Annotated in this window: 23 protein-coding genes and 4 tRNA genes; 2 read left to right on the top strand and 25 right to left on the bottom strand. The window is 65.8% G+C overall.

Annotated elements, in window-relative coordinates; translation table 11 throughout:
- Positions 1-26: 26 nt before the first annotated feature.
- From rpoB to rplJ, 14 genes are all read right to left on the bottom strand, one after another.
- A complete protein-coding gene (gene rpoB / locus NVU01S_RS33195; RefSeq protein ID WP_014988479.1) occupies positions 27-3533 on the bottom strand; it encodes a DNA-directed RNA polymerase subunit beta in 3507 nt (1168 codons plus the stop codon).
- A gap of 358 nt (positions 3534-3891) precedes the next feature.
- Positions 3892-4617 (bottom strand): hypothetical protein, encoded by a 726-nt coding sequence (locus tag NVU01S_RS33190; protein ID WP_043674495.1) that lies wholly within the window; start codon positions 4615-4617, stop codon positions 3892-3894.
- A 10-nt stretch (positions 4618-4627) separates the two neighbouring features.
- Complete coding sequence (locus NVU01S_RS33185; protein ID WP_082032162.1) at positions 4628-5338, bottom strand: hypothetical protein; 711 nt, start codon at positions 5336-5338, stop codon at positions 4628-4630.
- Positions 5339-5400: 62 nt separating this feature from the next.
- Positions 5401-6642 carry an MCE family protein gene (locus NVU01S_RS33180; protein WP_014988482.1) on the bottom strand — a complete coding sequence of 414 codons (1242 nt, stop codon included), beginning with the start codon at positions 6640-6642 and terminating at the stop codon, positions 5401-5403.
- Positions 6639-7877, bottom strand: coding sequence for an MCE family protein (locus NVU01S_RS33175; protein WP_082032163.1), 1239 nt, complete (start codon positions 7875-7877; stop codon positions 6639-6641). The genes NVU01S_RS33180 and NVU01S_RS33175 overlap by 4 nt, the downstream gene beginning before the upstream one ends.
- Positions 7874-9127 (bottom strand): MCE family protein, encoded by a 1254-nt coding sequence (locus tag NVU01S_RS33170; RefSeq protein WP_043674497.1) that lies wholly within the window; start codon positions 9125-9127, stop codon positions 7874-7876. The genes NVU01S_RS33175 and NVU01S_RS33170 overlap by 4 nt, the downstream gene beginning before the upstream one ends.
- A gap of 1 nt (position 9128) precedes the next feature.
- Positions 9129-10139, bottom strand: a complete 1011-nt coding sequence (locus NVU01S_RS33165; protein WP_043674500.1) for an MCE family protein — start codon at positions 10137-10139, stop codon at positions 9129-9131.
- Positions 10139-11203, bottom strand: coding sequence for an MCE family protein (locus tag NVU01S_RS33160; protein ID WP_043674650.1), 1065 nt, complete (start codon positions 11201-11203; stop codon positions 10139-10141). The genes NVU01S_RS33165 and NVU01S_RS33160 overlap by 1 nt, the downstream gene beginning before the upstream one ends.
- Before the next feature lie 17 nt (positions 11204-11220).
- Complete coding sequence (locus tag NVU01S_RS33155; protein ID WP_043674503.1) at positions 11221-12573, bottom strand: MCE family protein; 1353 nt, start codon at positions 12571-12573, stop codon at positions 11221-11223.
- Entirely contained in the window at positions 12570-13334 is a 765-nt protein-coding gene (locus tag NVU01S_RS33150; protein WP_226887528.1) for an ABC transporter permease, read from the bottom strand. The genes NVU01S_RS33155 and NVU01S_RS33150 overlap by 4 nt, the downstream gene beginning before the upstream one ends.
- Positions 13335-13439: 105 nt before the next feature.
- A complete protein-coding gene (locus tag NVU01S_RS33145) occupies positions 13440-14234 on the bottom strand; it encodes an MlaE family ABC transporter permease (RefSeq protein ID WP_014988489.1) in 795 nt (264 codons plus the stop codon).
- Positions 14235-14245: 11 nt separating this feature from the next.
- On the bottom strand, positions 14246-15322 hold the full coding sequence (locus tag NVU01S_RS33140; RefSeq protein ID WP_014988490.1) for an ABC transporter ATP-binding protein: 1077 nt from the start codon (positions 15320-15322) through the stop codon (positions 14246-14248).
- 242 nt (positions 15323-15564) lie between these two features.
- Positions 15565-15945: a 50S ribosomal protein L7/L12 gene (rplL, locus tag NVU01S_RS33135; RefSeq protein WP_014988491.1), complete on the bottom strand. Its 381-nt coding sequence runs from the start codon at positions 15943-15945 to the stop codon at positions 15565-15567.
- A gap of 140 nt (positions 15946-16085) precedes the next feature.
- Entirely contained in the window at positions 16086-16631 is a 546-nt protein-coding gene (gene rplJ, locus NVU01S_RS33130) for a 50S ribosomal protein L10 (protein ID WP_014988492.1), read from the bottom strand.
- 466 nt (positions 16632-17097) lie between these two features.
- Between rplJ and NVU01S_RS33125 the strand changes: the two genes are divergently transcribed.
- Positions 17098-18705: an MFS transporter gene (locus NVU01S_RS33125; protein WP_052280855.1), complete on the top strand. Its 1608-nt coding sequence runs from the start codon at positions 17098-17100 to the stop codon at positions 18703-18705.
- A 51-nt stretch (positions 18706-18756) separates the two neighbouring features.
- Here NVU01S_RS33125 and NVU01S_RS33120 read toward each other — a convergent pair whose 3' ends face one another.
- The 11 genes from NVU01S_RS33120 to NVU01S_RS33070 form a co-directional block, all read right to left on the bottom strand.
- On the bottom strand, positions 18757-19284 hold the full coding sequence (locus tag NVU01S_RS33120; RefSeq protein WP_043674508.1) for an NADPH-dependent FMN reductase: 528 nt from the start codon (positions 19282-19284) through the stop codon (positions 18757-18759).
- A 100-nt stretch (positions 19285-19384) separates the two neighbouring features.
- Positions 19385-20098: a 50S ribosomal protein L1 gene (gene rplA, locus NVU01S_RS33115; protein WP_014988495.1), complete on the bottom strand. Its 714-nt coding sequence runs from the start codon at positions 20096-20098 to the stop codon at positions 19385-19387.
- Positions 20099-20249: 151 nt separating this feature from the next.
- The gene (rplK, locus tag NVU01S_RS33110) at positions 20250-20684 is read right to left on the bottom strand and encodes a 50S ribosomal protein L11 (protein WP_014988496.1); all 435 of its coding nucleotides are present in this window, start codon (positions 20682-20684) and stop codon (positions 20250-20252) included.
- A 96-nt stretch (positions 20685-20780) separates the two neighbouring features.
- On the bottom strand, positions 20781-21560 hold the full coding sequence (gene nusG / locus NVU01S_RS33105; RefSeq protein ID WP_043674511.1) for a transcription termination/antitermination protein NusG: 780 nt from the start codon (positions 21558-21560) through the stop codon (positions 20781-20783).
- 118 nt (positions 21561-21678) lie between these two features.
- The gene (gene secE, locus NVU01S_RS33100) at positions 21679-22113 is read right to left on the bottom strand and encodes a preprotein translocase subunit SecE (protein ID WP_228833088.1); all 435 of its coding nucleotides are present in this window, start codon (positions 22111-22113) and stop codon (positions 21679-21681) included.
- Between the two features lie 21 nt (positions 22114-22134).
- Positions 22135-22207, bottom strand: a tRNA-Trp gene (locus tag NVU01S_RS33095).
- A gap of 270 nt (positions 22208-22477) precedes the next feature.
- Positions 22478-23542 carry a fused (3R)-hydroxyacyl-ACP dehydratase subunits HadA/HadB gene (locus tag NVU01S_RS33090; RefSeq protein ID WP_043674653.1) on the bottom strand — a complete coding sequence of 355 codons (1065 nt, stop codon included), beginning with the start codon at positions 23540-23542 and terminating at the stop codon, positions 22478-22480.
- Positions 23543-23804: 262 nt separating this feature from the next.
- Positions 23805-23975 carry a 50S ribosomal protein L33 gene (rpmG, locus tag NVU01S_RS33085; protein ID WP_014988500.1) on the bottom strand — a complete coding sequence of 57 codons (171 nt, stop codon included), beginning with the start codon at positions 23973-23975 and terminating at the stop codon, positions 23805-23807.
- 43 nt (positions 23976-24018) lie between these two features.
- Positions 24019-24094 (bottom strand) — tRNA-Met (locus NVU01S_RS33080).
- Between the two features lie 71 nt (positions 24095-24165).
- A tRNA-Thr gene (locus NVU01S_RS33075) sits at positions 24166-24238 on the bottom strand.
- Positions 24239-24379: 141 nt separating this feature from the next.
- Positions 24380-24871 (bottom strand): YajQ family cyclic di-GMP-binding protein, encoded by a 492-nt coding sequence (locus tag NVU01S_RS33070; protein WP_043674514.1) that lies wholly within the window; start codon positions 24869-24871, stop codon positions 24380-24382.
- Between the two features lie 170 nt (positions 24872-25041).
- Between NVU01S_RS33070 and NVU01S_RS33065 the strand changes: the two genes are divergently transcribed.
- Positions 25042-25124, top strand: a tRNA-Tyr gene (locus NVU01S_RS33065).
- The last annotated feature ends 96 nt before the right edge of the window (positions 25125-25220 follow it).

Raw genomic sequence — 25220 nt, 5'->3', positions numbered from 1 at the left:
AAACAAACGACATTCGCACTTACCGCCTAGTTCGCCAGGTCGTCGACGGTGGCAGCTTCGTTCCTGGACAGGTTGATGCCCAGGTTCGCCGCCGCGCGCTCCAGATCCTCGTCGTCGCCGTCACGCATCTCGATCGCGGCGCCGTCCGAAGACAGCACCTCGACGTTGAGGCACAGCGACTGGAGTTCCTTGAGGAGCACCTTGAACGACTCCGGAATGCCCGGCTCCGGAATGTTCTCGCCCTTGACGATCGCCTCGTAGACCTTCACGCGACCGACCACGTCGTCGGACTTGATGGTGAGCAGTTCCTGCAGCGTGTAAGCCGCGCCGTAGGCCTGCATCGCCCAGCACTCCATTTCACCGAAGCGCTGGCCACCGAACTGGGCCTTACCGCCGAGCGGCTGCTGGGTGATCATCGAGTACGGACCGGTCGAGCGGGCGTGGATCTTGTCGTCGACCAGGTGGTGCAGCTTCAGGATGTACATGTAGCCGACCGCCACCGGGTACGGGAACGGTTCACCCGAACGCCCGTCGAGCAGCGTCGCCTTGCCGTTGTCGTCGACCATGCGCTCGCCGTCGCGGTTCGGCAGGGTCGAGGCCAGCAGACCGGTGAGCTCCTCCTCGCGGGCGCCGTCGAAGACGGGGGTCGCGATGTTGGAGTTCGACGGTGCGCCGAGCATCTCCTCCGGCAGCGCCTTCGCCCAGTCGGGACGGGTCCCGTCCGTGGCGACGTCGACGTTCCAGCCGGCCTTGCCGATCCACCCGAGGTGGGTTTCCAGGATCTGGCCGATGTTCATACGCCGCGGCACGCCGTGGGTGTTGAGGATGATGTCGACCGGGGTGCCGTCGGGCAGGAAGGGCATGTCCTCGGTGGGCAGGATCTTGCCGATGACGCCCTTGTTGCCGTGGCGGCCGGCGAGCTTGTCACCGTCCTGGATCTTGCGCTTCTGCGCGACGTAGACGCGCACCAGCTCGTTGACACCGGGAGGCAGGTCGTCGTCGTCCTCGCGGGAGAACACCCGGATGCCGATGACCTTGCCGGACTCACCGTGGGGCACCTTGAGCGAGGTGTCGCGCACCTCGCGGGCCTTCTCCCCGAAGATCGCGCGCAGCAACCGCTCTTCCGGGGTCAGCTCGGTCTCGCCCTTGGGGGTGACCTTGCCGACCAGGATGTCGCCGTCGCGGACCTCGGCGCCGATGCGCACGATGCCACGCTCATCGAGGTCGGCCAGGACCTCGTCGGAGACGTTGGGGATATCGCGGGTGATCTCCTCGGCACCGAGTTTGGTGTCGCGGGCGTCGATCTCGTGCTCTTCGATGTGGATCGAGGTCAGCACGTCCTCTTCCACGAGGCGCTGCGACAGGATGATCGCGTCCTCGTAGTTGTGGCCCTCCCACGGCATGATCGCCACGAGCAGGTTCTTGCCCAGCGCCATCTCACCGTTCTCGGTGCACGGCCCATCGGCGAGCACCTGACCGGTCTCGACCCGCTGCCCCTCGTCCACGATCGGCCGCTGGTTCGCGCAGGTGCCCTGGTTGGACCGGGCGAACTTGCGCATCCGGTAGCTCTTGCGCGTGCCGTCGTCGGCCATCACGGTGACGTAGTCGGCGGAAACCTCCTCGACCACACCGCCCTTCTCGTTCACCACGACATCACCGGCGTCGACGGCGGCGCGCAGCTCCATGCCGGTACCCACCACGGGGGCCTCGGAACGGATCAGCGGCACGGCCTGACGCTGCATGTTCGCACCCATCAGGGCGCGGTTGGCGTCGTCGTGCTCGAGGAACGGGATCATCGCGGTCGCGACCGACACCATCTGGCGCGGCGAGACGTCCATGTAGTCGACCTCGGACGCGGGCACGAGCTCGTTCTCCTCGTTGCCGCGGCGGCAGAGCACCCGGTCCTCGAGGAAGCGACCCTCCGCGTCGACCGGCGAGTTGGCCTGCGCGCGCACGTGCCGGTCTTCCTCGTCGGCGGTGAGGTACTTGACCTCGTCGGTGACCTTGCCGTCGATCACCCGGCGGTACGGCGTCTCGATGAAGCCGAACGGGTTGACCCGCGCGTACACCGACAGCGAACCGATCAGGCCGATGTTCGGGCCTTCCGGGGTCTCGATCGGGCACATGCGGCCGTAGTGCGAGGTGTGCACGTCGCGCACCTCCAGGCCGGCCCGCTCACGGGACAGACCACCCGGGCCCAGCGCCGAGAGGCGGCGCTTGTGGGTCAGACCCGACAGCGGGTTGTTCTGGTCCATGAACTGCGACAGCTGGGAGGTTCCGAAGAACTCCTTGATCGCGGCGACGACCGGGCGGATGTTGATCAGGGTCTGCGGCGTGATCGCCTCGACGTCCTGGGTGGTCATCCGCTCGCGGACCACGCGCTCCATCCGGGACAGGCCGACCCGGATCTGGTTCTGGATCAGCTCGCCGACGGTACGCAGGCGCCGGTTGCCGAAGTGGTCGATATCGTCGATCTCGACCGGAACCTCTTCGCCGCCGGGGGCGGTCATCGCGCGGTCACCCGCGTGCAGGCGGACCAGGTACTCGATCGTGGAGACGATGTCTTCCTTGGTCAGTACCGAACCGGTGACCTGCTCGCCGAGGTGGATGCCGAGCTTCTTGTTGATCTTGTAGCGACCCACGCGGGCGAGGTCGTAGCGCTTCTCCTTGAAGAACAGGTTCTCCAGCAGGGTCTGCGCGGACTCCTTGGTCGGCGGTTCGCCCGGACGCAGCTTGCGGTAGATGTCCAGCAGCGCCTCGTCCTGACCGGCGGTGTTGTCCTTCTCCAGGGTCGACATCATGATCTCGGAGAAACCGAAGCGCTCCACGATCTCTTCGGTCGTCCAGCCGAGCGCCTTCAGCAGCACCGTGACGGGCTGGCGGCGCTTGCGGTCGATGCGGACGCCGACGGTGTCGCGCTTGTCGACGTCGAACTCCAGCCACGCGCCACGCGACGGGATGACGCGCACGCTGTGCAGGTCCTTCTCGGTGGCCTTGTCGACCGAGTGGTCGAAGTAGACGCCCGGCGAGCGGACCAGCTGCGAGACGACGACGCGCTCGGTGCCGTTGATGATGAACGTGCCCTTGTCGGTCATCATCGGGAAATCACCCATGAAGACCGTCTGGCTCTTGATCTCACCGGTGTTGTTGTTGATGAACTCCGCGGTGACGAACAGCGGCGCCGCGTAGGTCATGTCCTTGTCTTTGCACTCGTCGATCGAGGCCTTGACCTCTTCGAACCGAGGATCAGAGAAAGACAGGGACATCGAGCCGGAGAAGTCCTCGATCGGCGACAGCTCCTCGAGCACCTCCTCGAGTCCCCCGACTAGCCCGACGTCGCCGCGCGCGGCAACTTTTTCACGCCATGACGGCGAACCGATCAACCATGCAAATGAGTCCGTCTGTAGATCGAGAAGTCCGGGCACCTCCAAGGGTTCACGGATCTTCGCGAAAGACACCCGCAACGGGGCTCCGGGGATTCCGGCAACTGCCTTGGTCTGGGTGGAGACTGCCAAGATGCGTCCTTCCAGCACCTCACGCGCGTCGCGTGGTGGTCCGCGACCGTCGCTTGTCTGCTACGAATTCCGCTGGTTACGACCCAAACAAAACCCGAACAGGCAACAACGGAAGTAACACCGGAAGGTGGAACTTACGTGTGCAAATCGAGGTATGGACAGGAGGCAGCCAGCGCAACGTCCAACCGTACACCAATCGTCACGGGGGTGTCAACCTACCACCCGTGCGCACATTCACGTGGCTGGCGCGCCGTGTCCGAATCGCTGGCTGCGTCGAGGACGACGGGGCGCTAGGAACCCACTGTGACAGCTGCCGCTGTTGTGAATAGCGTGACTGGTCGGGCGAAACTCGTCAAGTAGGCGCGAGAGGGACCGATCACTGGTCGACGATGTCGCTGGCCAGCCAGCGATCGCCCACCTTCTGCATGTGCAGCACGATCGGACCTGCGACACTCTGCTGCGCCACGCCGTTCTTGGTCGCGCTGACCACCAGGTTGACCAGCAGTTCGGCCCGATCGTCGGCGAGCAAGGTCACGCCGATCGGATCGGCCTTGGCATCCGCGCTCGTCTGCGCCTGCTTCACCGCCGAGATGGTGGTGTCGGCGTACTTGTCGAGATCGGCGAGCATCTTGCCGGTGAGCACCTGCCGGGCCGCGTCCCGGTACCCGTCGATGTTCTTCACGTCGTAGGCGTAGACGGTCTGCAACGCGTGGTCGGCGGCCGCCCGCACCTCTTCGGTGGTCTTGTTGTCGACGAAGGCCCGGTTCGAGTCGTCCACACCCGGGCGCAGCGCGGCAACCACCGCGAATCCGCCGAGCAACACCGCGGCGATCAGGCAGCCCGCGACCAGGGTCCAGAACGAACGGCCTGCTCGCGGCGTACGCGGCGGGCGGACCCGTGCCGTGCGAGCACGGGCGGGCTCGGGGCGTTGTTCCGCACGCGCCTGCCGCTTGCCGACCGGACGGGCGGTACCCGTCACGCGCGGCTTGCGGACCGGCGTGTTGCGCGGCGTGCCGGTGCGCGACGCACTGGTTCGCGACTGCTGTTCCGCGCCGGGTTGCCGCTTGGGCGTGAGCCGGTTGACCGGTTTACGAGAAGTCATGATGTCGCTCCTACGATCCCGGTTTCGGCGCGGCGGGCGGCTGCTCGGCCGGCGGTGCAGCACCGGCGGGCGGCTGCGGCGACTGGCCCTGTCCACCGCTGAGCAGCACCGGCTGGCTCAGCGAGGAGATCTGCTCGGCCTTCCACACCTCGCCCGTCTTGGCGACGTCGACGTTCCAGGTGTAGCGGTATTCGGCCGGCGGCTTGTCCTTGCCGAGCTCGGTCACCTGCAGCACCACCAGCGCCGAAGCCTTGTCCTTTTCGCTGTTCAGCGTGGTCACGGCGGCGCCGAGCACCTTGGCGGTCATGCCGACGTTCGTCTGCTTCGCGAGCTGCTCGGCCTGATCCTTGTTCTTCTCCGCCGACTCGAGCAGCGCGCCGGTCATCGAGGAGCGGGCCAGTGCGAGCGAGCCCGGCACGTCGTCGAGGTTCATCGAGGTCATGTTGAGCGCGGCCTGGCGGGCGGCGTCGAGGGCGTTGTCGCGGGCGTCCGCGCGCGGGGCGTCGCTGACCGCGGCACGGATCCAGCCCGCGCCGAACCAGACGGCGGCGACCAGGGCGACGACCAGCAGCACGGCGGAGCCGGCCAGCACGAGAGTGCGCCAGATCCCGGACCCGGCCCGCGCACCCGAATCCGGAGCTGTGTCCTTCTTGTCCTTTTTCATGTCCACGGCAGCAGCCCCCTCGGCCTGCGCCGCGTCCGCCGTGTCCACATCACTCACTGCTACGCCTCGAAAATTCCTTCGCTTCGCTCACGCGTATTCACCTAACGTCGTCGGTCCGGTCACCGCTTCGCCGTGACGCCCATCAGGGTGGCCATCTGGATGGCGATCGGGCTCAGGTCGAGCCGTTCCGGATCGGTCTTGGGGGTGTTGTCCCAGGGCTGCACGATGTTCGGATCGGCGAGCGCGGCCCGCTCGCCGCCGCGCACCGCAGTCGGGTTACCCTGCGGCACAAGGCATTTCGCATCCTTGTTGAACGGGAACTCGTCGCGGGTGTCGTCGAAATCGGGATTCTGCGCCTTCATCTGCTCGAGAATCCGCTGCGTTCCCTCGTACCCGACAGTACAGGCGGGCGGATTGTTGGTTTCCAGCACGAGCCCGAAGTGGGTGGTGCCGTCGCCGGGCGCGGTGGACGAGCCGCCGATCGAGAGCTGCGGGATCATCTGCAGCAGCGGGCGGATCGCAAAGAATTTGGGCGAGATCGCCAGCAGCAGCTGACGCAGGTTACCCAGGTCCTGGGTGAGCGCGCCGCCGCTCTCGTGCAGCAGCGCGCCGATCTGCTGGCCCGCGTCGTTGCCGGTACCGATCAACCTGCGGATATCCGGATCGCTGGAGCGCAGCTGCGCGGTGAGTTTGTCCAACCCGTCGCTGAACTGACGGATCGCGTCGGACTGCTCGGCCTGGGTGCCGAGCGCGACCTTGCCGTCCCGGATCAGCTGAATGGTCTGCGGCAGCGTCTCGTTGAACGTGGTGGTGAACTTGTTCAGCGAATCGACGAAGACCTGCAGGTCGTCGCCCTTGCCGTTGAACGCCTTGCCGAGTTCGCGCACGGTGGTGTTCAGCGCGGCGAGATCGACCGAGCGGGTGAACGTGTCCACGCTGGCGACCAGCTGCTGCACCGGCACCGGCGTGGTGGCCGAGGTGATCACCGAGCCGTCGCGCAGGTAGGGCCCCGAATCGGTGTCCGGCTGCAGGTCGACGTATTGCTCACCGATCGCGGACCGGTTGGCGACCACGGCTTTCGCGGACGCGGGGATCTCCGGCGAATCCGAGTCGATGATCAGATTCATCAGCACGCCGTCGCCGGTCAGCTCCAGGGTGCCGACCCGGCCGACCGGCACGCCGCGATAGGTCACCTCGGCGCCCTTGTAGATGCCGCCGGTCTGGTCTGCCTGCACTTTCACGCCGTATTGGCCGAAACCGAGCATATGGTCGAGCCGGATGTACTTGGCGCCGACGAACACCACGCCGACCACCGCGACGACCACGAACGCGAGCAGCTGCCAGCGCACCAACTTCGTCATCGCGGACCACCCACTCCCAGTTGCTCCAGAATCGCCCCGACCGGGTTCGGCGGCACGCCCGGCGCGGGCGGCTGGGCCATGTTCGGCGGCAACGGCAGGATCGAGATCGTCGGCCAGCCCGCACGCGGGCCGTTGCCGTTGTAGTACGGGTTGGTCGGATTCACCGGCACCTGCGGACCGAAGGTGGGCGGGATGTACTCCGGATTCGGTTTGCCCACACCGAGATTGCTCAGCGTGACGCCGATCTGCTGATCCACCGACAGCCAGGTGTTCACCGAACCGCCGAAGGTGGATTCCAACGTGGAGTCCGGGAACGGATAGGTCGGGATCAGCGGGAACGCGGTGACCAGATCCGGTGCGGACTTGCCGAGTTCCTGCAGCGTCGGACGCAACGAGGTGAGATCGCGGATCAGATCGTCTTTCGAGTGGTCGAGCACGTCGAAACCGGCCTGCCCCACCCGATCCAGCTGGGTCAGCAGACCGACGAGCTGGGGTCGCTGCTGCTCCAGGATCTGCACGCCCTCGGGCAGTTCGTCGAGGATCTTGCCGATCTGCTCGGTCTGCTGACTGACCCGGCTGCTGAGCACGTCGAGGCCGTCGAGCGCCCGCGTGATGTCGTTGACCTGATCGTCGAGACCCTTGATCAGCGTGTTGGCTTGATCGAGCAGCGAGCGCACCCGCTCCTCCCGTCCGCCGAGGGTTTTGTTCAGTTCCGTGACGATCGGTTGCAGCTGGGCGACACCACCACCGTTGAGCAGCAACGACATCGCGCCGAGCACCTGCTCGATCTCGGTGGCGTGCCGGGTGCGATCGACGGTGATCACCGCACCGTCGCGCAGCTTCGCGGTAGCCGGATCGGCGGGCTTGGACAGCTCGATGAACTTCTCGCCCAGCAGGTTCGACTGCCGCACTTCGGCGTGCGCGTTGTCGGGCAGGTCCACCGCGGAGTTCACCACGGTGCGCACCGTCGCGGTCCACTGGTCCTTGCCGATGGTGATCTCTTCCACCCGGCCGACCGGCACGCCCTCCACCTTGACCGCAGACTGCGGCACCAGATCGAGCACGTCGTCGAACTGGATGTCGATGCGCATCGGATGGTCGCCGACATCCGCGCCGCCGGGCAGCGGGACGCTGTAGATGCCGTCGGACGCGCACGAGGTGACCAGCGCGGCGGCCAGCCCGGTCGCCAGCGCGATACCGAAACCCCTTGTGACGGAACGGATTCGGCTACTCACCGCGCACCTCCCTGGGACGGCGGCAGCTGGTCCGACGGCGTGCCGGGCACGGTGCCGGGCACCGGAGCGCGCTGCTGGTTCTCGTTGCTGAGAATGCCGAACGGCAAAATCAGCGTCGGCGTCTTCACACCCGCGGTGATCTGATCGGAGATCTCCTGGCAGTGCTCCAGGATCGGGCGCATCTGCCGGCCCAGTGCCTCGAATTGCGGATCGCCCGGCCGCAGCTTGGACACGTCGACCAGCTTGCACATCACGCCGAACGGATCCTGCAGATCGGTGAAGTTGGCCCGCATGTCGAGGGTGCCGGATTCGGCGTTGTGGATGTTGATCAGGTTGCTCAGCGCCACCGGCAGCACCGGCAGGGCCGCGGCCAGATCGTCACGCTGTTTGGCCAGCGTCTCGGTGAGCTGGGTCAGCCCCTCGGCATTGCTGGCGATCAGCTCACGGTTGTTGTCGATGAACCGGGCGACGTCGCCGAGCGCGACGGACAGCAGGTTCAGCGCGGCGCCGAGATCGTCGCGCTCGTTCGCGAGGAAGCTGGACAGATCGGCGAGCTGGACGTTGAACTGGCGCACCTGCGCGTCGTTGCGGGCCAGCATGGTGACGAAGGTCTGCAGATTCTTGACCGTGTCGAAGATGTCGCCGCGCGCGTCGGACAGGTACTTGGCCGCCTTGGACAGCTGGGTGAGGCTGTTGGCCAGCGCTTCCCCGTTGCCGTCGAGGTTCGCCGCGCCCGTCCGGACCAGGTCGTTGACCGCACCCTCTTTGTTGGCACCGTTGGGGCCCAACGCATCCGAGAGTTCGGTGATGCTCTTGTACAGCTGGTCGACCTCGACCGGAGTGACCGTACGATCGCGCGCGATGGTCGCCGTGCGCGGCATTTTCGGCCCGCCGGTGTACACCGGGGTGAGCTGGATGTAGCGGTCGGACACGATCGAGGGCGTGATCTGCGCGGCCCGCGCGTCGGCGGGCACATCGAAGCGCCGATCGACGCTCATCACGATCTTGACCTGATCACCCTGCGGTTCGACCGAATCCACCGAACCGACCGGGACACCGAGGATCCGCACGTCCGAACCCTCGTAGATGCCTACCGAACGATCGAAGTACGCGGTGATCTTGGTGGTGGTCATCCGATCGAACAGCCACCACAGCACCCCCACCACGATCAGCACGGCCACCAGAACGAGCGCGATCGCGACCTTGGTCCCCCGGCCCGAATTCCGCAGCGCGGTCAGCCGATCCGCCATGTCAGTTACCTCCCATGGTGCGGATCGGCGGACGGTTGCCGGGGATATCGGGCAGTGCGGGCGGAATCAGGTTCACGATCACCGCGTCGAACCAGCGGCCGGTGCCGAGCACGTTGGCGTAGATGCCGTAGAACGGCGCCGCGAGCTCCAAGGTCTTGGAGATGTTCTGCTGGTTGGCATTCAGCAGATCGATCGAGCCGCGCAGGTTCTTCAGCGCCGGGCCGATCTGCTCCTCGTTGTCGTGCACCAGGGCGGTGAGCTCGGCAGACACGGTCTTGGCGCCGTCGAGCAGCTGCGCGATGGACTGCTGCCGAATGTTCAGCTCGGTCAGCAACTGCCCGCCCGAGCTGAGCAGGCGCTCGAATTCCGCGTTGCGATCGGCCAGCACCTGGGTGGTCTGCCTGGTCGCCGCGAACAGCTTCTTGAGCTGCTCGTCCCGCTTGGCCAGCGTCTCCGAGAGCCGGGCGACGCCGTCGATGGAACCGCGGATCTCCGGCGGCGTGGTCGCGAACGCGTCGGAGAGCACCCGCATGCTGGTGGCCAGCTGAGCGGTGTCGATCTGGTCGATGTTCTTCGCGGCGTCGGTGAACGCGTCCACCACGTCGTACGGAGCGACGGTGCGCGACAACGGGATTCGCTTACTCGGGTCGGCGGTGCCGGAACCCTTCGGGTCCAGCGCCAGATACTTCTGCCCGAGCACCGTCTTGATCTGGATCGAGGCGGTGGTCTCGCTGCCGATCCAGGCGTTCTGGGTCCGGAAATCGACGAGCACTTTGGCGCCGTCGAGCCGGACGTCGTCCACCGCACCGACCTTGACGCCCGCGATCCGGACCTCGTTGCCCTTCTTCAGGCCGGCCGCCTCGGAGAACTCGGCGGTGTATTTGGTGCCCGCGCCGATGATCGGCAGCCGGTCCAAGAAGAAGGCCGACATCGTCACCAGCAGCACCAGCACCAGTCCGAGCACGCCCAGGAAGGCGGGGCTGCGGCGTCCGAGCAATACGCGGTCGTCCATCAGCGGGCCTTCCCGGAGCAGCGCGGCGCGGCGTTGGTGTACAGCGGCTGGTTGATCGTGGGCAGCCCGGCGGGCAGGTTGAGCTGCGGCGCGTCCACCGCGCCCGGCCCGACCACGATGTCGATACCGCACAGGTAGAACTGGAACCAGGAGCCGTAACTGCCCACCCGCCCGAGCTTTTCCATCTTCAGCGGCAGGTTCGTCAAAGCCTCGTTGACCTCGTCCTTGCGCTCGTTGAGCGTGCCGGTGAGCTGGCTCAGTCCGGCGATCGAGCCCTGCAGGGTGGGCCGCACCGGGACCAGCAGATCGCCGGTGGCCGAGGCCAGATTGCCGAGCGAGGTGACCGAGCGGCCGATGGTGTCGCGTTCCGCGGACAGCCCGCTGACCAGGGCTTCGGTATTGACGATGAGCTGATCGAACTGATCGTCGCGCTGGTTCACGGTGTCGAGCACCGCGGTCAGGTTGCGCACCAGCTCACCGATCACGGCGTCCTTGTCCGCGATCTTGTTGGTCAGGCTCGCGGTGGTGGTCACCAGATCGTGGATGGTGCCCTGCTCTCCCTGGAACACCTGGATGATCTCGAACGAGAGCTTGTTCACGTCGTCGGCGGTCAGCGTCCGGAACAGCGGGCGGAAACCGTTGAACAGCGTGGTGAGGTTCAGCGCGGGACGGGTGTGCTCCAGCGGAATGGTGCCGCCCTTGTTGAGCTTGCGGCCCTGTTCTCCGGTGCCCTGCTCGAGCGCGATGTAGCGCTGACCGACCAGGTTCCGGTACCGGATGGTGGCGATGGTCGAGGCCGGCAGCCAATCGCGGTCGGCCAGTTCGAATTTCACCTCGGCCAGCCGTTTGTCCACGATCGAGACATCGGTGACCTTGCCGACCCGCACGCCCGCGACGCGCACCTCGTCGCCCGGGTTCAGCGAGGTGACGTCGGTGAACCGGGCCTTGAACGCGGTACCGCCGCCGCTGTAGTTCGCGATGGACAGCGCGAGCACCGTCGTCGCGAACAGCGTCACGATGACGAAGATGATCAATTTGGTGAGCGGCCCGCCGAGGCCGCGCATCTGCTGCTTGAACGCGTTCATCGGACGCTCACCTCGCTGCCGCGGAACGCGGGCGCACCGGCCCTGGTCACCCAGCTCGGCACCTGGTCAGGCGAAACGCCTTGGGCCGCACCGTAGATCGCGCCCAGCGACTGCTGCTCCATGGGCGAACCGGCGATGGTCGCGACATTGCCCGCGGGGTACACGCCGTACTGCGGCGGCGACATCTGCCCCGCGTTGATATCGCCGGGGTTGCGGCTGGGAACGGCGTAGGAGCCGTCGTTGCTCGGACCGCCGGTGGTGTACTGCCCCGGATCGACGCCGAGCGGCTTCTCCGGAATGCACCACGGCCCACGGGTGTCCAGCCACCGCGGCTCGTCCTGGTTGGGCAGGTACTTGCCGCGGTTGTTGGTCAGCTCGATGGTCACCCGCGACCCGGGCTGGGCCTCCCCCTTGCCGAGGATCCGGTCGATGCGCGGCTTGAGCTGCGCGAAGTTCGCCATCGCGCACGGGAAGGTCGGCGAGTAGGTGGCCAGGTCCTCCAGCAGCGGGCGCGAGTCCGCGGCCAGATCGATGATGTTGTCGCGGTTGGCCACCAAGAAATCGGCGGTGTCCGACGAGGTCGGCGTCAGCACGGCATACAGCGAGTCGATGTCCCAGCGGCGCTGCACGATGGTCGCGTTGGTGGTGCGCAGGTTGTCCAGCGCCTGCACCAGCCGCGGCGCCGCGTCGGAATAGGTGGCCGCCACCGTGGCGAAGCTGCGCAGGTCGTCCTGCAGATCCGGCAGCACGCCGTTGACCTCGCGGAAGATGGTGTCGAGCTTGTCCACGCTCTCGCCGAGCGCGAGACCCTGACCCGACAGCGCCTGGGAAAGCGCGCCTAGGGTGGCGGCGAGATCCTGCGGCGGAATCGCCTGCAGCAGCGGCATCAGATCGTCGAGCAGCTTGCTCAGCTCGATCGCGTTGCCGCTCTTGTCCTGTTGCAACGTCACGCCGTTGGTCAGATGCGTCGCGCTGCGCTCGGCCGGGATCATCAGATCCACATAGCGCTCGCCGAACAGGGTCTTGGGCAGCAGGCGCGCGGTCGCGTTGGACGGGATCTGGTCGGCCTTGTCCGGCTGGATGGCCAGGTTCAAGGTCACCTTGCCGTTGTCCGAACGGCTGGAGCGCACCTCGCCGACCGTGACGCCGCGGACCTTCACATCCGCGTTCTTGGTCAGCGCGTTGCCCACGCTGTCGGTCACCAGGTCGACGTCGACGGTCTTCACGAACTGCTTGTTGTAGATCGCGATGGTGGTCGCCAGGAACAGCGCGACCACCACGAAGAAGGCGATGCCGAGCAGTCGCACCCGAAGCTTCTCGGTCGAGCGCCACACCTGTACGCGGTTCATCCCGCCACCCGCACCGTCGTGGTCGTCCCCCAGATCGCCAGGCTCAGGAAGAAGTCGAGCACGTTCACCAGCACGATCGCGGCGCGCACCGCGCGACCGACCGCGACGCCGACGCCCGCGGGTCCGCCGGTGGCGTGGAAGCCGTAGTAGCAGTGCACCATGATGATCACGAAGGCGAAGACCAGCACCTTCAAGAACGAATAGAGCACGTCTTCCGGTGGTAGGAACAGGCTGAAGTAGTGGTCGTAGGACCCGCTGGACTGCCCGTTGAACCAGATGCTGATCATCCGGGACGCCAGGAAGGTGCCGAGCAGGCCGACGATGTAGAGCGGGATGACCGCGAGGAAGCCGGCGATCACGCGGGTGGTGACCAGGAACGGCACACCGGGCACGGCCATCACCTCGAGCGCGTCGATCTCCTCGGAGATCCGCATGGCGCCGAGCTGCGCGGTGAAACCACAGCCCACCGTCGCCGAGAGCGCCAAAGCCGCGACCAGCGGCGCGATCTCGCGGGTGTTGATGTAGGCGGTGAGGAAGCCGGTGAGCACAGAGCTGCCGAGCGCGTCGAGGGCCTTGAAACCCTGCAGGCCGACCACGACGCCGACCGACCCGGACATGAACACGATGACGCCGATGGTGCCGCCGATCACCGCGAGCGCGCCGCTGCCGAAGGTCACCTCGGCCAGCAGCCGCATGACCTCCTTGCGGTAGTGCACGGCGGTGCGCGGAATCCAGGCGATGGCGCGCGAGTAGAACGACATCTGCTCGCCCGCCCGGTCGATCACCTTCAGCGGTGACCGTGCGATATTTCCCGCCCGGCGAAGCGATTTGGCGAGAGCAGGGTTGCGGTACTGGGTGGCCACCGGTCAGGCGCCCTTGGCGGGGACGACCTGCAGGTACACCAGCGTCAGGATGAGGTTCACGAAGAACAGCACCAAGAACGTGATCACCACGGATTGGTTCACCGCTTCACCTACTCCTTTCGGGCCCCCTTTCGGATGCAACCCCTTGTACGCGGCGATCACGCCGGCGATCACGCCGAATATCAGCGCCTTGATCTCGCCGATCCACAGGTCGGGCAGCTGGGCCAGCGCGGAGAACGAGGCCAGATAGGCGCCCGGGGTACCGCCCTGCAACAGCACGTTGAAGAAGTAACCGCCGGCGATACCCACCACCGAGACCAGGCCGTTCAACAGCAGCGCGACCAGGGCCATGCCGAGCACTCGGGGCACCACCAGCTTGCGGATCGGATCGATGCCGAGCACCTCGAGCGCGTCGATCTCCTCACGGATGGTGCGCGAGCCGAGATCGGCGGCCACCGCCGAACCGGCCGCGCCCGCGATGATCAGCGACGTGACGACCGGCGCCGCCTGCTGCACGGTGGCGAGCACGCTCGTTGCGCCGGTGAACGATTCGGCGCCGAGCTGCTTGATCAACGAACCGGTCTGCAACGCGACAACGGCACCGAACGGGATAGCCACCAGTGCGCTGGGGAGGATCGAGACACTCGCGATGAACCACGACTGCTCGATGAACTCTCGCCACTCGAACGGCCGGCGGAACGTCTTGCGCAGCACATCGAGGAACAGCGCAAAAATGTTGCCGGCCTGGCCGAACCCCGACTCCAGTGGAGTCCGCAATCGCGCCAGGGAGGAATTCACGATCGCAGATGTTACCCGTTAGTTGGGTTTGGTCTAGTCGTGGTGTCGTACGCGCCGCTCTGGTAACTGCCGAGGTCGCTGTTGTTATAGGCCATCACCTGCGTGTCGTCGTTCTGCGCAAGTGATTCCCGAATCGCAACCTGAGCCGCGTGCGGCAGGGTGTGCATGATCTCGCGGACGCGCTCCTTGCGGCGCAGCACGGCCTGGCGCACCGGCATGCCGGGGGTCGCCTGCATCTGCGGAATGATGCCCTCGACCTCTTCGGCGCCGCCGTGGTGATGGCCGGCGTCGAACATCGCTTGCTCGCGCGCCATCTGGGCCTCGTCCTTCTCCTCGGACATGCCGATCGGACCCTGCATGCGGCCGTTGAGGAACTGCTTGACCACCGGCTCCTCGGAGGTGAGCAGCACCTCGCGCGGACCGAACATGACCAGCTGACGCCGGAACAGCATGCCGATGTTGTCCGGCACGGTGCGGGCCAGGTTGATGTTGTGCGTGACGATCAGAATCGTGGCGTCGATCTGTGCGTTGATATCGATCAGCAGCTGGCTCAGGTACGAGGTGCGTACCGGGTCGAGGCCGGAGTCCGGCTCGTCGACGAGGATGATCTGCGGGTCGAGCACCAGGGCGCGGGCGAGGCCGGCCCGCTTGCGCATACCGCCGGAGATCTCGCCGGGCAGCTTGCCCTCGGCGCCGAGCAGACCGGTCAGCTCGAGCTTCTCCATGACGATCTTCTTGATGTCGGATTCGGACTTCTTCGTGTGCTCGCGCAACGGGAAGGCGACATTGTCGAAGAGGTTCATCGAACCGAACAGCGCGCCGTCCTGGAACAGCACGCCAAAAAGTTTGCGGATCTCGTAGAGCTCCTTGTTGGAGCACGTGGTGATGTCCGTATCGCCGATATAAATGGAGCCACGCTCGGGGCGCAGTAGTCCGATCAGCGACTTCAGGAACACCGACTTACCGGTACCCGACGGGCCGAGCAGCGCGCTGACCTCACCGGACGGCAGCGTCAGGGAGACGTCCTGCCAAATTCGCTGCGAACCGAAGGACTTCGTAACACCCTCGGTCCTGACCTCGACGCCCACGCCAACCTCCAGAATTATTCAGCGAGCAGCCCACCGGCGAACCGCGTGCTGGGTTCCGCGGTGTGTCACGTCACAGTGGGTTCGGCCACTGTATCTCATGACCGAGACGGGGCACACCCCAACCTGACTGAAGAGTAACCTCGTTTCACTCGCAATTTCCGGATTGTTGGCGAAGGACTTCGTAAATAGCAAACGGGCGGTCCCCCGAGAGGGGGACCGCCCGTCGGCGATATCGGTCGGAATTACTTGACCGAGACCTTGGCGCCGGCTTCTTCCAGCTTCGCCTTGGCAGCCTCGGCGGCCTCCTTGGCGACCTTCTCCAGGATCGGCTTCGGGGCACCCTCGACCAGGTCCTTGGCTTCCTTCAGGCCCAGGCCGGAGACGATCTCGCGGACCACCTTGATGACCTGGATCTTCTTGTCGCCCGCACCCTCGAGGATGACGTCGAACTCGTCCTGCTCTTCGGCGGCGTCGGCCGGAGCGGCAGCGCCACCCACAGCGGCGACGGCGACCGGAGCAGCCGCGGTGACCTCGAACTTCTCCTCGAACTTCTTGACGAAGTCCGACAGCTCGAGCAGGGTCATGTTGCCGAAGGTCTCGAGCAGTTCGTCAACGTTGGCCATGATGTTGTTCCTTTCGGTAGTTGTTGTCTTCGAGGGCGAATCGCGCGCGAATCACCCCGCGTCCGATTTGCGACCTGCGCGGGCCCTGCGTAGTTACGCAGGCTGCCGCCTCCGGGCCTGACGCCCAGGCCGCGCCGGGGTTATTCAGCGGCAGCGGTTTCGCCACCGGATTCGGCCTGCTTCTTCTCCACGAGCGCGGCGGCCAGGCGGGCCACCTGCGAGGCGGGAGCGTTGAACAGACCGGCGGCCTTGGCCATGTTGCCCTTCATCGCACCGGCCAGCTTGGCCAGCAGGACCTCGCGGGACTCCAGGTCGGCGATCTTCTCGACCTCGGCCACGGACAGCGCGGCGCCGTCCATGTAGCCGCCCTTGATGATGAGCGCCTTGTTGTCCTTCGCGAAGGTCTTGAGGGCCTTCGCGGCGTCGACGGGCTCACCGCTGATGAACGTGATCGCGGTCGGGCCGACGAACAGCTCGTCGAGACCTTCCACGCCCGCCTCGGCGGCGGCACGCTTGACCAGGGTGTTCTTGGCGACGGAGTACGTGGCTCCGGCGCCGAGCGCGCGCCGCAGCTCGGTGAGCTTGCCGACCGACAGGCCACGGTATTCCGTGACAACGGTGGCCGTCGAGCTCTTGAACTGCTCCGCGATCTCCTCGACCGCAGTGACCTTCTCGGGTTTCGCCATACTTCGCCTCCTCTCTGATGGTCGGTTCGTGTCGAACTACCGATCAGGGACGGCGACAAAACAAACGCCCCGGACGCAAGGCGTTCCGGGGCGCAACAGGAATCATCGATCCCGGCGCGATGGCCCGGATCGGGTTCCCCAGCCTCGGTTCTCCCTGCGTGGGCCGCCGGCAATGTCGCCGGACCTTCGATCGAACCCATGCGGGCTCGACGACCAACGGTCTTCGGTAGAACGGATTGGGTAGTGATCGAACTCGTCGATGACTGCCGTCCAATGTACCCGGACCACCCGCCATCTGCCAAAACGGGGTGGGCCCTGTCGCCAGAACAGCATGGACACAGGGCGACAACTCACCACGACCGGGCGAATCAGCGTGTCCCAGCTCACATTTCAGTCATGAATGTGGGCGAAATCGCGCCTTACAAGTGTTACGCGGAGTGACATTAACCTGTTTGACTGCACAACTATGGCAACCTCCATAGTCGATCCACCGGTGCTGCTGGAACGACGTTCCCAGCGGTATCTCGCCCTCGCCGTGATCTGCATGGCCGAACTGTTGGTCATGCTCGACAACACCCTGGTCAACGTGGCCCTACCGTCCATCGGAGTGCAGCTCTCGGCCGGTGTCAGCAGCCTGCAGTGGGTTGTCGACGCGTTCACCCTGACCTTCGCCGGCCTGCTGCTGGCCTTCGGCAATCTCGGCGACCGCTATGGCCGCCGCCGCGTGATGATGATCGGCCTGGTCGGCGTGGCCGTCATGTCGGTCGCGGGCGCGCTGTCGGAATCCATGACCCAGGTCATCGCCGCGCGCGCCGCCATGGGCATCTTCGCCGCCGCGGTCTTTCCCGCCACCCTCGCGCTGATCATCAACATCTTCACCGAGAAGCGCGAGCGCGCACTCGCCATCGCGGCCTGGACCGCGGTCGCCGGATTCGCCATCGCCATCGGGCCGATCTCCGGCGGCTGGCTGCTCGCCCAGTTCTCCTGGCACTCGGTGTTCTGGATCAATGTGCCGGTGGCCGCGATCGCGCTGGCCGCGACGCTCAAATGGGTGCCGGAATCCCGTGCGGCACAGGTCGGCAAGCTCGACCTGCTCGGCATCGTCTTGTCCATCACCGGCATCACGCTGGTCGTGTGGGCGATCATCGAGGGACCGCGCAACGGCTGGCTCTCGACGCTCACGCTCGGTACCGCCGCGTTGGGCGTCGTCCTGCTCGCCGCCTTCATCGCGTGGGAATTGCGCACCCGCGCACCAATTCTCGATATGCGCCTGTTCCGCAATCGCCGTTTCTCGATGCCCGCCCTGGCCATTGCCATCGGCTACTTTTCGATGTTCGGCTTCCTGTTCCTGATCACCCAGTATTTCCAGGGCGTGCGCGAATACACGCCGCTCGAATTCGGTATCGCCTCATTGCCTTTCGCCTTCTCGGTGGCCCTCGGCGCGCCCATTGCCACGATGCTCGCGCAGAAGGTCGGCACCACGCCGGTCATCGTGACCGGTCTGCTGATCACCGGACTCGGGCTGTACCTGGGCGGACAGGTGGACGTCGACAGCAGCTACGTCACCGACGTGCTGCCCTCGATGGTCTTCATGGCGCTCGGGCTGGCCATCACGCAGGGACCCGCCACCGAATCCATCATGGGCGCTTTGCCTTTGGATGAGGCGGGCGCGGGTTCGGCGGTCAACGACACCACCCGCGAGATCGGCGGCACCCTCGGTGTCGCGGTGCTCGGCTCGATCGTGGCCTCGTACTACACGACCCGGATCAGTGCCCGGCTCGAGGCGATTCCGAACACCCTGATGAACGCGAAGGAGAAGGGCTTGGTCGAGGCCAGCCCGTTGAGCGTGCTGGAGCTCCGCAAACGACCGCTCGCGCCGTTCTTCGAGAGCCAACGCGAAAATCTCATCGTCGCAATGAAATCCGCGGCACTCGAGGGTTCGCACACCGCCTCGCTGGTGGCGGCCGGGGCGGTGGTGGTCGCCGCCGTCATCGTGGCGATCTTCCTGCCCTGGGGTGTGCAGGACGGTGAATCGGTGCTGCTGGGCTGGCGGAAGCCGGCCGACGACGAATAGCCGTACCGTCTCCGATTCCCGCCTGATCCGCCCGGCCGGATCCGGCGGGAATCACTGCGTCTGCGCCACCAATCGCCGGAGCAACTCCCCTGCGCCGGTGCGGAATTCGGCGGTCGCGACCAGACCGTCCGTGCCGAGGTCGTCACGCAGCACCGGCAGCCGGGCCGGAACACCGGGATCCACCGTGGCACCCACATATCCGAGCACGCCGGCGAGGGTCGCCGTCGCACCTTCACCGCGACCGGGTACCGCGACCGTCAGCCAGGCGGTGGGCTTTTCGTAGAGGTCGGCGGTGCCGACGGTCCAGTCCAGCAGGTTCTTGAGGCTGCCGGGCAGGGTGCCCGCGTATTCCGGCGTGCAGAACAGCACCGCGTCGGCGGCGGAAAGCGCTTCACGCAGCGCGAGAACCGACGGATGCCCGGTGCCGTCGTCGTCCGGATTGAAAGCCGGAAGCTCGGCGAGTCGGTCGTACCAGCGGGTTTCGATATCGGCCGGGGCGATCGCCTGCACCGTGCGCAGGGCGGCGGAATTGGTCGAGGCACTGCGCGTGCTTCCGGAGATCAGCAGGACAACGGTCACCTCAGGACCAACGACGACCGTCGGCGAAATAGTCCGCGAAAGGCGAAAGGCGGGAACGCGATTCGCGTTCCCGCCTTTTGCGGTCTGACTAGGGTGCTACTTACGCGTCCTCGTCGAGGAGGTTGCGGGTGCGGTTCGGGTCCACCGGGATGCCCGGTCCGGTGTTCGTCGAAACCGTCACCTTCTTCAGGTAGCGGCCCTTGGCGGTCGACGGCTTGACACGCAGGATCTCGTCCAGCGCGGCGCCGTAGTTCTCCACCAGCTTGGCGTCGTCGAAGGACGCCTTGCCGATCACGAAGTGCAGGTTGGCCTGCTTGTCGACGCGGAAGTTGATCTTGCCGCCCTTGATGTCGTTGACGGCCTTGGTCACATCGGTGGTGACCGTGCCCGTCTTCGGGTTCGGCATCAGGCCGCGCGGGCCCAGGACACGCGCGATCCGGCCGACCTTGGCCATCTGGTCCGGGGTGGCGATCGCGGCGTCGAAGTCCAGCCAGCCGCCCTGGATCCGCTCGATCAGGTCCTCGGCGCCCACGGCGTCGGCACCGGCGGCCTCGGCCTCGGCGGCCTTCTCGCCGGCGGCGAACACGATGACGCGGGCGGTCTTACCGGTGCCGTGCGGCAGGTTGACGGTGCCGCGGACCATCTGGTCGGCCTTGCGGGGATCCACACCGAGACGCACGGCGACCTCGACGGTCGCGTCGGTCTTGGTGGTGGCGGTCTCCTTGGCCAGCCGCGCGGCGGCCAGCGGGGAGTACAGCTTGTCGCGATCGACCTTCTCGGCCGCGGCGAGATACGCCTTGCTTCGTTTTGCCATGATTCTCTGTCCTTAATTGTCTGGTTCAGCCGTGGTTATCGGGCCTGGCCGGCCCTCCCACCGTGAGCGTTTCGCTCAGCCTGCGGCGTCTGATGGAAGTCTTCGCTGCGCCTGCGTGGTTACGCTGCGCTACCTCCTCCGGCGCTGACGCTCAGCCTTCGACGGTGATACCCATCGAGCGAGCGGTACCCGCGATGATCTTCGCCGCCTGATCGATGTCGTTGGCGTTCAGATCTTCCTGCTTGGTCTTGGCGATCTCCCGGACCTGGTCCATGGTGACCTTCGCGACCTTGTTGCGGTGCGGCTCAGCCGAGCCCTTCTGCACACCGGCGGCCTTGAGCAGCAGCTTGGCGGCGGGCGGGGTCTTCAGCTTGAAGTCGAACGACCGGTCCTCGTACACCGAGATCTCGACCGGAATGACGTTGCCACGCTGCGACTCGGTCGCGGCGTTGTACGCCTTGCAGAACTCCATGATGTTGACGCCATGCTGACCGAGCGCCGGACCCACCGGAGGGGCGGGGTTCGCCTGGCCGGCCTGGATCTGAAGCTTGATGATCCCGGCGAGCTTCTTCTTCTTGGGGGGCATCTTTCTTTCCTAGGTGTCTGTTTTCCTTGCTCTTTGCAAGTGCTGGCGTTGCGATCCGCGGCCGGGCAGAGTCATCCGGCCGCGGACGTAACAGGTCTAAATCTTCGCAACCTGGGTGAAGCCGAGCTCGACCGGGGTCTCGCGACCGAAGATCGAGACGAGCACCTTGAGCTTCTGCTGCTCGGCGTTGACCTCGGAGATGCTGGCGGGCAGCGTCGCGAACGGGCCGTCCATCACGGTCACCGACTCGCCGACCTCGAAATCGACCTCGATGGCGGGCTTGGCCACCGACTCGGCGGCGGACTCGGTGGCGCTCGCGGCCGCGGCGGCCGGCGCCTTCTTCTGCTGCGCGGCCGGGACCAGGAACTTCACCACGTCGTCGAGGGTCAGCGGGGACGGCCGCGAGGTGGCGCCGACGAAGCCGGTGACACCGGGGGTGTTGCGCACCGCGCCCCACGACTCGTCGTTGAGCTCCATCCGGACCAGGATGTAACCGGGCAGCACCTTGCGGTTGACGTTCTTGCGCTGGCCGTTCTTGATCTCGGTGACCTCTTCGGTCGGCACCTCGACCTGGAAGATGTAGTCCTCGAGATCGAGGTTCTGCACGCGGGTCTCGAGGTTGGCCTTCACCTTGTTCTCGTAGCCGGCGTAGGAGTGGATGACGTACCAGTCACCGGGGGCGCGGCGCAGCGCGGCCTTCATCTCGGCGACCGGGTCGGCCGGTTCGGCGTCGACAGGAGCTTCGGGTGCGGCCGGCTCGGCGACCTCGGAGTCCACGTCCTCGGAGTCTTCGACGGTCGCGTCGGCCTCGGTGGACTCCGCCACCGCGTCGTCGACCGGGAACTCGTCGTGTGTGTCGTTCTCCGGGGTGCTCACTGGGGCACTCGCTTCCTGTGTCGTCACGTACATCCTCTGCGTGCCGGGCCGGGCGCGCGGCGGAACTACTCCGCCCGTCTCCGCCCCGGGATCGGCTGGCGGCGTCGGCGTAGAGCTACTAGCCGAACAGCCAGTTGACACCCTTGATGAACGCCAGATCCAACCCACTGATGAACGCGACCATGAAAATCACGAACACCAGAACAACGCTCGTATAGGTGACCATCTGTTTCCGGTTGGGCCAGATCACCTTGCGCAGTTCCGCGATGACCTCGCGCAGGAACTTGATCAAACGCTTGAACGGGTTACCCGTCTTGCCGCGTTCGGCCCGATCGGTCTTGGCTGCCTTACGCGACGAAGGACGATCGAGCGTGGCGATCGAGCCCGTGTCCGACGAGGTCCCGCGGGTCCGCCGGGCGGATCGCTTGCCGCTGGGCCGAGCCACCGCGGCGGTGTCATCGCCATCGTCGGCATGCGAGCCGTGGCGAGTATCCCGCTCGTCGACCACGTCGATCCTTTCGTCGCTGGCATGCTGGTTCTTTCGAGCGACCATGCAAGCTGTCGCTACGGAAGGCAGGGGCGACAGGACTTGAACCTGCAACCTGCGGTTTTGGAGACCGCTGCTCTGCCAGTTGAGCTACGCCCCTTCGGTTGGACCGTGTTGGCTGTCCAACCACTGTTCGATATTCAGTTGTACTCCGTTGCCACCACATGACACGCGCGCTGCCTTGGCAGTTGCCGGCCCCGTCGGCGAATCCTCACGGACCCGCCTGGAACCAGCCCTACAGAGCAGCGCGCAGCGGCTGGTGACCCCAGAAACCTCAGTGTACGTTACCGGCCGCGTCGTTAGCTAATCAGGGTCAGTCGACCAGGTCAGAACCGGTTCCCCAGTTCGCCGTTCGGCCGACCCCGCCGGCTCACGACAACTGCACGGTAGCCGTCGCGCGCCCGAAGATCTTGCGCCCCGCCGACTTCGCCACGATGGCGACGACCGCGGTGCGCGTCTCCGGATCCACGGACTTCACCTTACCGGTGAATTCGATCTCGGCGGCCTCATCGGTCCCCACATACACCGGACTGGTGAAGCGGACGTTGTACTCCTTGACCGCGCCGGGATCGCCGAGCCACGAGGTGACGAAGCCGCCGCCCAGGCCCATGGTGAGCATGCCGTGCGCGACCACGTTGTCCAGGCCGACGAGCTTGATGACGTCGTCGCTCCAGTGGATCGGGTTGGCGTCGCCGGACACGCCGGCGTAGTTCACCAGATCGCCACGGGTGAGCCGGACGGTGCGGGCGGGCAGCTCGTCGCCGACCGCGATGCTGTCGAAGCTCAACGCGCGCTTGCTCGGGGTGATCTCGGGCACCGAGGCGATCGGCGTCGGCGTCGCGGCGGACTGGATCGCGCGCGGCCGGTGCTGCGGCGCGTCCTCACCGATGCCGTGCATCAGCACGTTGCGCACCGCGTCGTTCAGATTGGGATCGATATCGCCACCACTGCGCCCGATCAGCGTGGTGTAGGTGGTGAGCACCAGCTCGTCGTTCTGCGCGGTGACGATGTTCTTGGTGACGATGATGTCGCCGCCGAAGGCCTGCCGGAACGAATGCAGGTGCACGTCGCAGACCAGCTGATCGCCGACCCGGATCGGCCGGTGGAACTCCAGGATCTGATCGGTCTGCATGATCTGGCTCAGGTCGTAGCCCGTGACGATCTGCTCGAACAGCTTGCGCTGGGCCAGAATGCCGACCAGGGAGATGAAGGTGAGCGGCGCGAGCAGCCCGTCGTAGCCGTACTCCTGCGCGAGGTCCTCGTCCCAGTGCACCGGGTGGTAGTCCTGCACGGCGCGCGCGTATTCGCGCACCTTCTCGCGGCCGACCTCGTAGTAGTCGTCGACGCGATAGTGGTGACCGACCATGGCCGCCGCGTGCGCGGCGGGGTCCGAGGTCTCGTCCGCCTGAACCGCTTCGTCTGTACCGGTGTTGATTGTCACGGGTGGACTGTACCTATCTGACCCCGTCACCCGGAGTCGGCGGAGCGGGAACGACTACGCCGTAGAAGCGCTCGGCTCCGTCGTTACCGCGTTGGCGGCTGTAACTCTGGTCGCGCTCACTCACTTACCGCTCCGGACCGTGAAATGCGTCAGGGCCGGACATAGTGTCCGGCCCTCGCATTGGCACGTTCCGAGATTACCGAGAGCGGCTCACGCTCCCGGCGCCGATCCACGCGGCAGCTTCACGCGTGGCGGACTAGCGGGATTCTTTGTGTCCCCGGTGCGTGCCGCAGTTCGGGCAGAACTTCTTCAGCTCCAGCCGATCCGGGTCGTTGCGCCGGTTCTTCTTGGTGATGTAGTTGCGGTGCTTGCACTGCTCGCAGGCCAAGGTGATCTTTGGCCGGACATCGGTGGACTTCGCGGCCACGATATTCCTTCTTTCGGGTCAACCAGATGGTCTGATCGGTCTTTGGTAGCGATGGCCGGACTTGAACCGGCGACACAACGATTATGAGTCGTTTGCTCTACCGACTGAGCTACACCGCCACGGGGTCGCATTGCCTGGTGCCGCGCCCAACCTTGGAGATGCCGAGTCGGTCACCACCGGCAATCCGGCGAGCCCCCTAACGGAATCGAACCGTTGACCTTTTCCTTACCATGGAAACGCTCTGCCGACTGAGCTAAGGGGGCATGACTACTTCCGCACCGAGCTCCGAACACTCGACCCCGGCGCGGCGAAGTCTTGAACGAGATTACACACCTTCGGGTCCGGACTCCAAACCGTGTGGTCAGAGCCGGTTTGCGGCCGCCCGGCGAGCGGCCGCGGGCGACTTACCGGTAGTTGACGAACTGCAAGGCGATGCCGAAATCCTCACCCTTGAGCAGAGCAATCACGGCCTGCAGATCGTCGCGCTTCTTGCTCGACACCCGCAGTTCCTCACCCTGGATCTGCGCCTTGACCCCCTTGGGTCCCTCGTCGCGGATCTTCTTGGTGATCTTCTTCGCATGCTCGGTGTCGATGCCCTGCACCAGCGACCCGGTGATCTTGTACGTCTTGCCCGAGGCGACTGGGTCGCCCGCGTCGAAGGCCTTGAGCGAGATATCGCGGCGGATCAGCTTCTCCTTGAACACGTCCAACGCCGCCTTGACCCGCTCCTCGGCCTCGGCGGTCAGCACGATCTTGTCCTCACCGGACCATTCGATGCCGGCCCCGGTGCCACGGAAGTCGTAGCGGGTGGTCAGCTCCTTCTCCGCTTGATGCAGAGCATTGTCGACCTCCTGACGGTCGACCTTGCTGACAACATCGAAAGACGAATCGGCCACACTTCGCTCCTGTCCTGACGGTTCCCATGGAGGCACGTTCACCGGGTGAACCGGTCACGTCAGTTCTACCCGACGACGCGGCCCCACCCGTCCCACATGGCCGATAGCCAGGCGGTTTGCATTAGGGGTGGAGGTTCGATGTATTCTGCTCAGCGCGCCGAAAGCGCGACGGCAGATTGCCCGAGCGGCCAATGGGAGCGGACTGTAAATCCGTCGGCGAAAGCCTACGTAGGTTCGAATCCTACATCTGCCACCGAATGCCCCCGTCGATCCTGGATCGGCGGGGGTATTTCGTTTTCGAGAACCGGCACGAGGGTATCCCGGCGCACCGCGACGGTGACCAACCCCG

This window comes from Nocardia vulneris (assembly GCF_001613425.1).
Classification (GTDB): domain Bacteria; phylum Actinomycetota; class Actinomycetes; order Mycobacteriales; family Mycobacteriaceae; genus Nocardia; species Nocardia vulneris.
Note: the sequence above shows the minus strand (reverse complement) of the source record. Positions and strands in the feature narration are given on the sequence as shown.

What these genes read in the sequence shown, in the direction of transcription:
- NVU01S_RS33190 (WP_043674495.1), bottom strand. Translation starts at nt 4,617, where the DNA reads ATGACTTCTCGTAAACCGGTCAACCGGCTCACGCCCAAGCGGCAACCC.
- NVU01S_RS33180 (WP_014988482.1), bottom strand. Translation starts at nt 6,642, where the DNA reads ATGACGAAGTTGGTGCGCTGGCAGCTGCTCGCGTTCGTGGTCGTCGCG.
- NVU01S_RS33170 (WP_043674497.1), bottom strand. Translation starts at nt 9,127, where the DNA reads ATGGCGGATCGGCTGACCGCGCTGCGGAATTCGGGCCGGGGGACCAAG.
- NVU01S_RS33165 (WP_043674500.1), bottom strand. Translation starts at nt 10,139, where the DNA reads ATGGACGACCGCGTATTGCTCGGACGCCGCAGCCCCGCCTTCCTGGGC.
- NVU01S_RS33160 (WP_043674650.1), bottom strand. Translation starts at nt 11,203, where the DNA reads ATGCGCGGCCTCGGCGGGCCGCTCACCAAATTGATCATCTTCGTCATC.
- NVU01S_RS33155 (WP_043674503.1), bottom strand. Translation starts at nt 12,573, where the DNA reads ATGAACCGCGTACAGGTGTGGCGCTCGACCGAGAAGCTTCGGGTGCGA.
- NVU01S_RS33150 (WP_226887528.1), bottom strand. Translation starts at nt 13,334, where the DNA reads ATGTCGTTCTACTCGCGCGCCATCGCCTGGATTCCGCGCACCGCCGTG.
- rplL (WP_014988491.1), bottom strand. Translation starts at nt 15,945, where the DNA reads ATGGCCAACGTTGACGAACTGCTCGAGACCTTCGGCAACATGACCCTG.
- rplJ (WP_014988492.1), bottom strand. Translation starts at nt 16,631, where the DNA reads ATGGCGAAACCCGAGAAGGTCACTGCGGTCGAGGAGATCGCGGAGCAG.
- NVU01S_RS33125 (WP_052280855.1), top strand. Translation starts at nt 17,098, where the DNA reads ATGGCAACCTCCATAGTCGATCCACCGGTGCTGCTGGAACGACGTTCC.
- rplA (WP_014988495.1), bottom strand. Translation starts at nt 20,098, where the DNA reads ATGGCAAAACGAAGCAAGGCGTATCTCGCCGCGGCCGAGAAGGTCGAT.
- rplK (WP_014988496.1), bottom strand. Translation starts at nt 20,684, where the DNA reads ATGCCCCCCAAGAAGAAGAAGCTCGCCGGGATCATCAAGCTTCAGATC.
- secE (WP_228833088.1), bottom strand. Translation starts at nt 22,113, where the DNA reads ATGGTCGCTCGAAAGAACCAGCATGCCAGCGACGAAAGGATCGACGTG.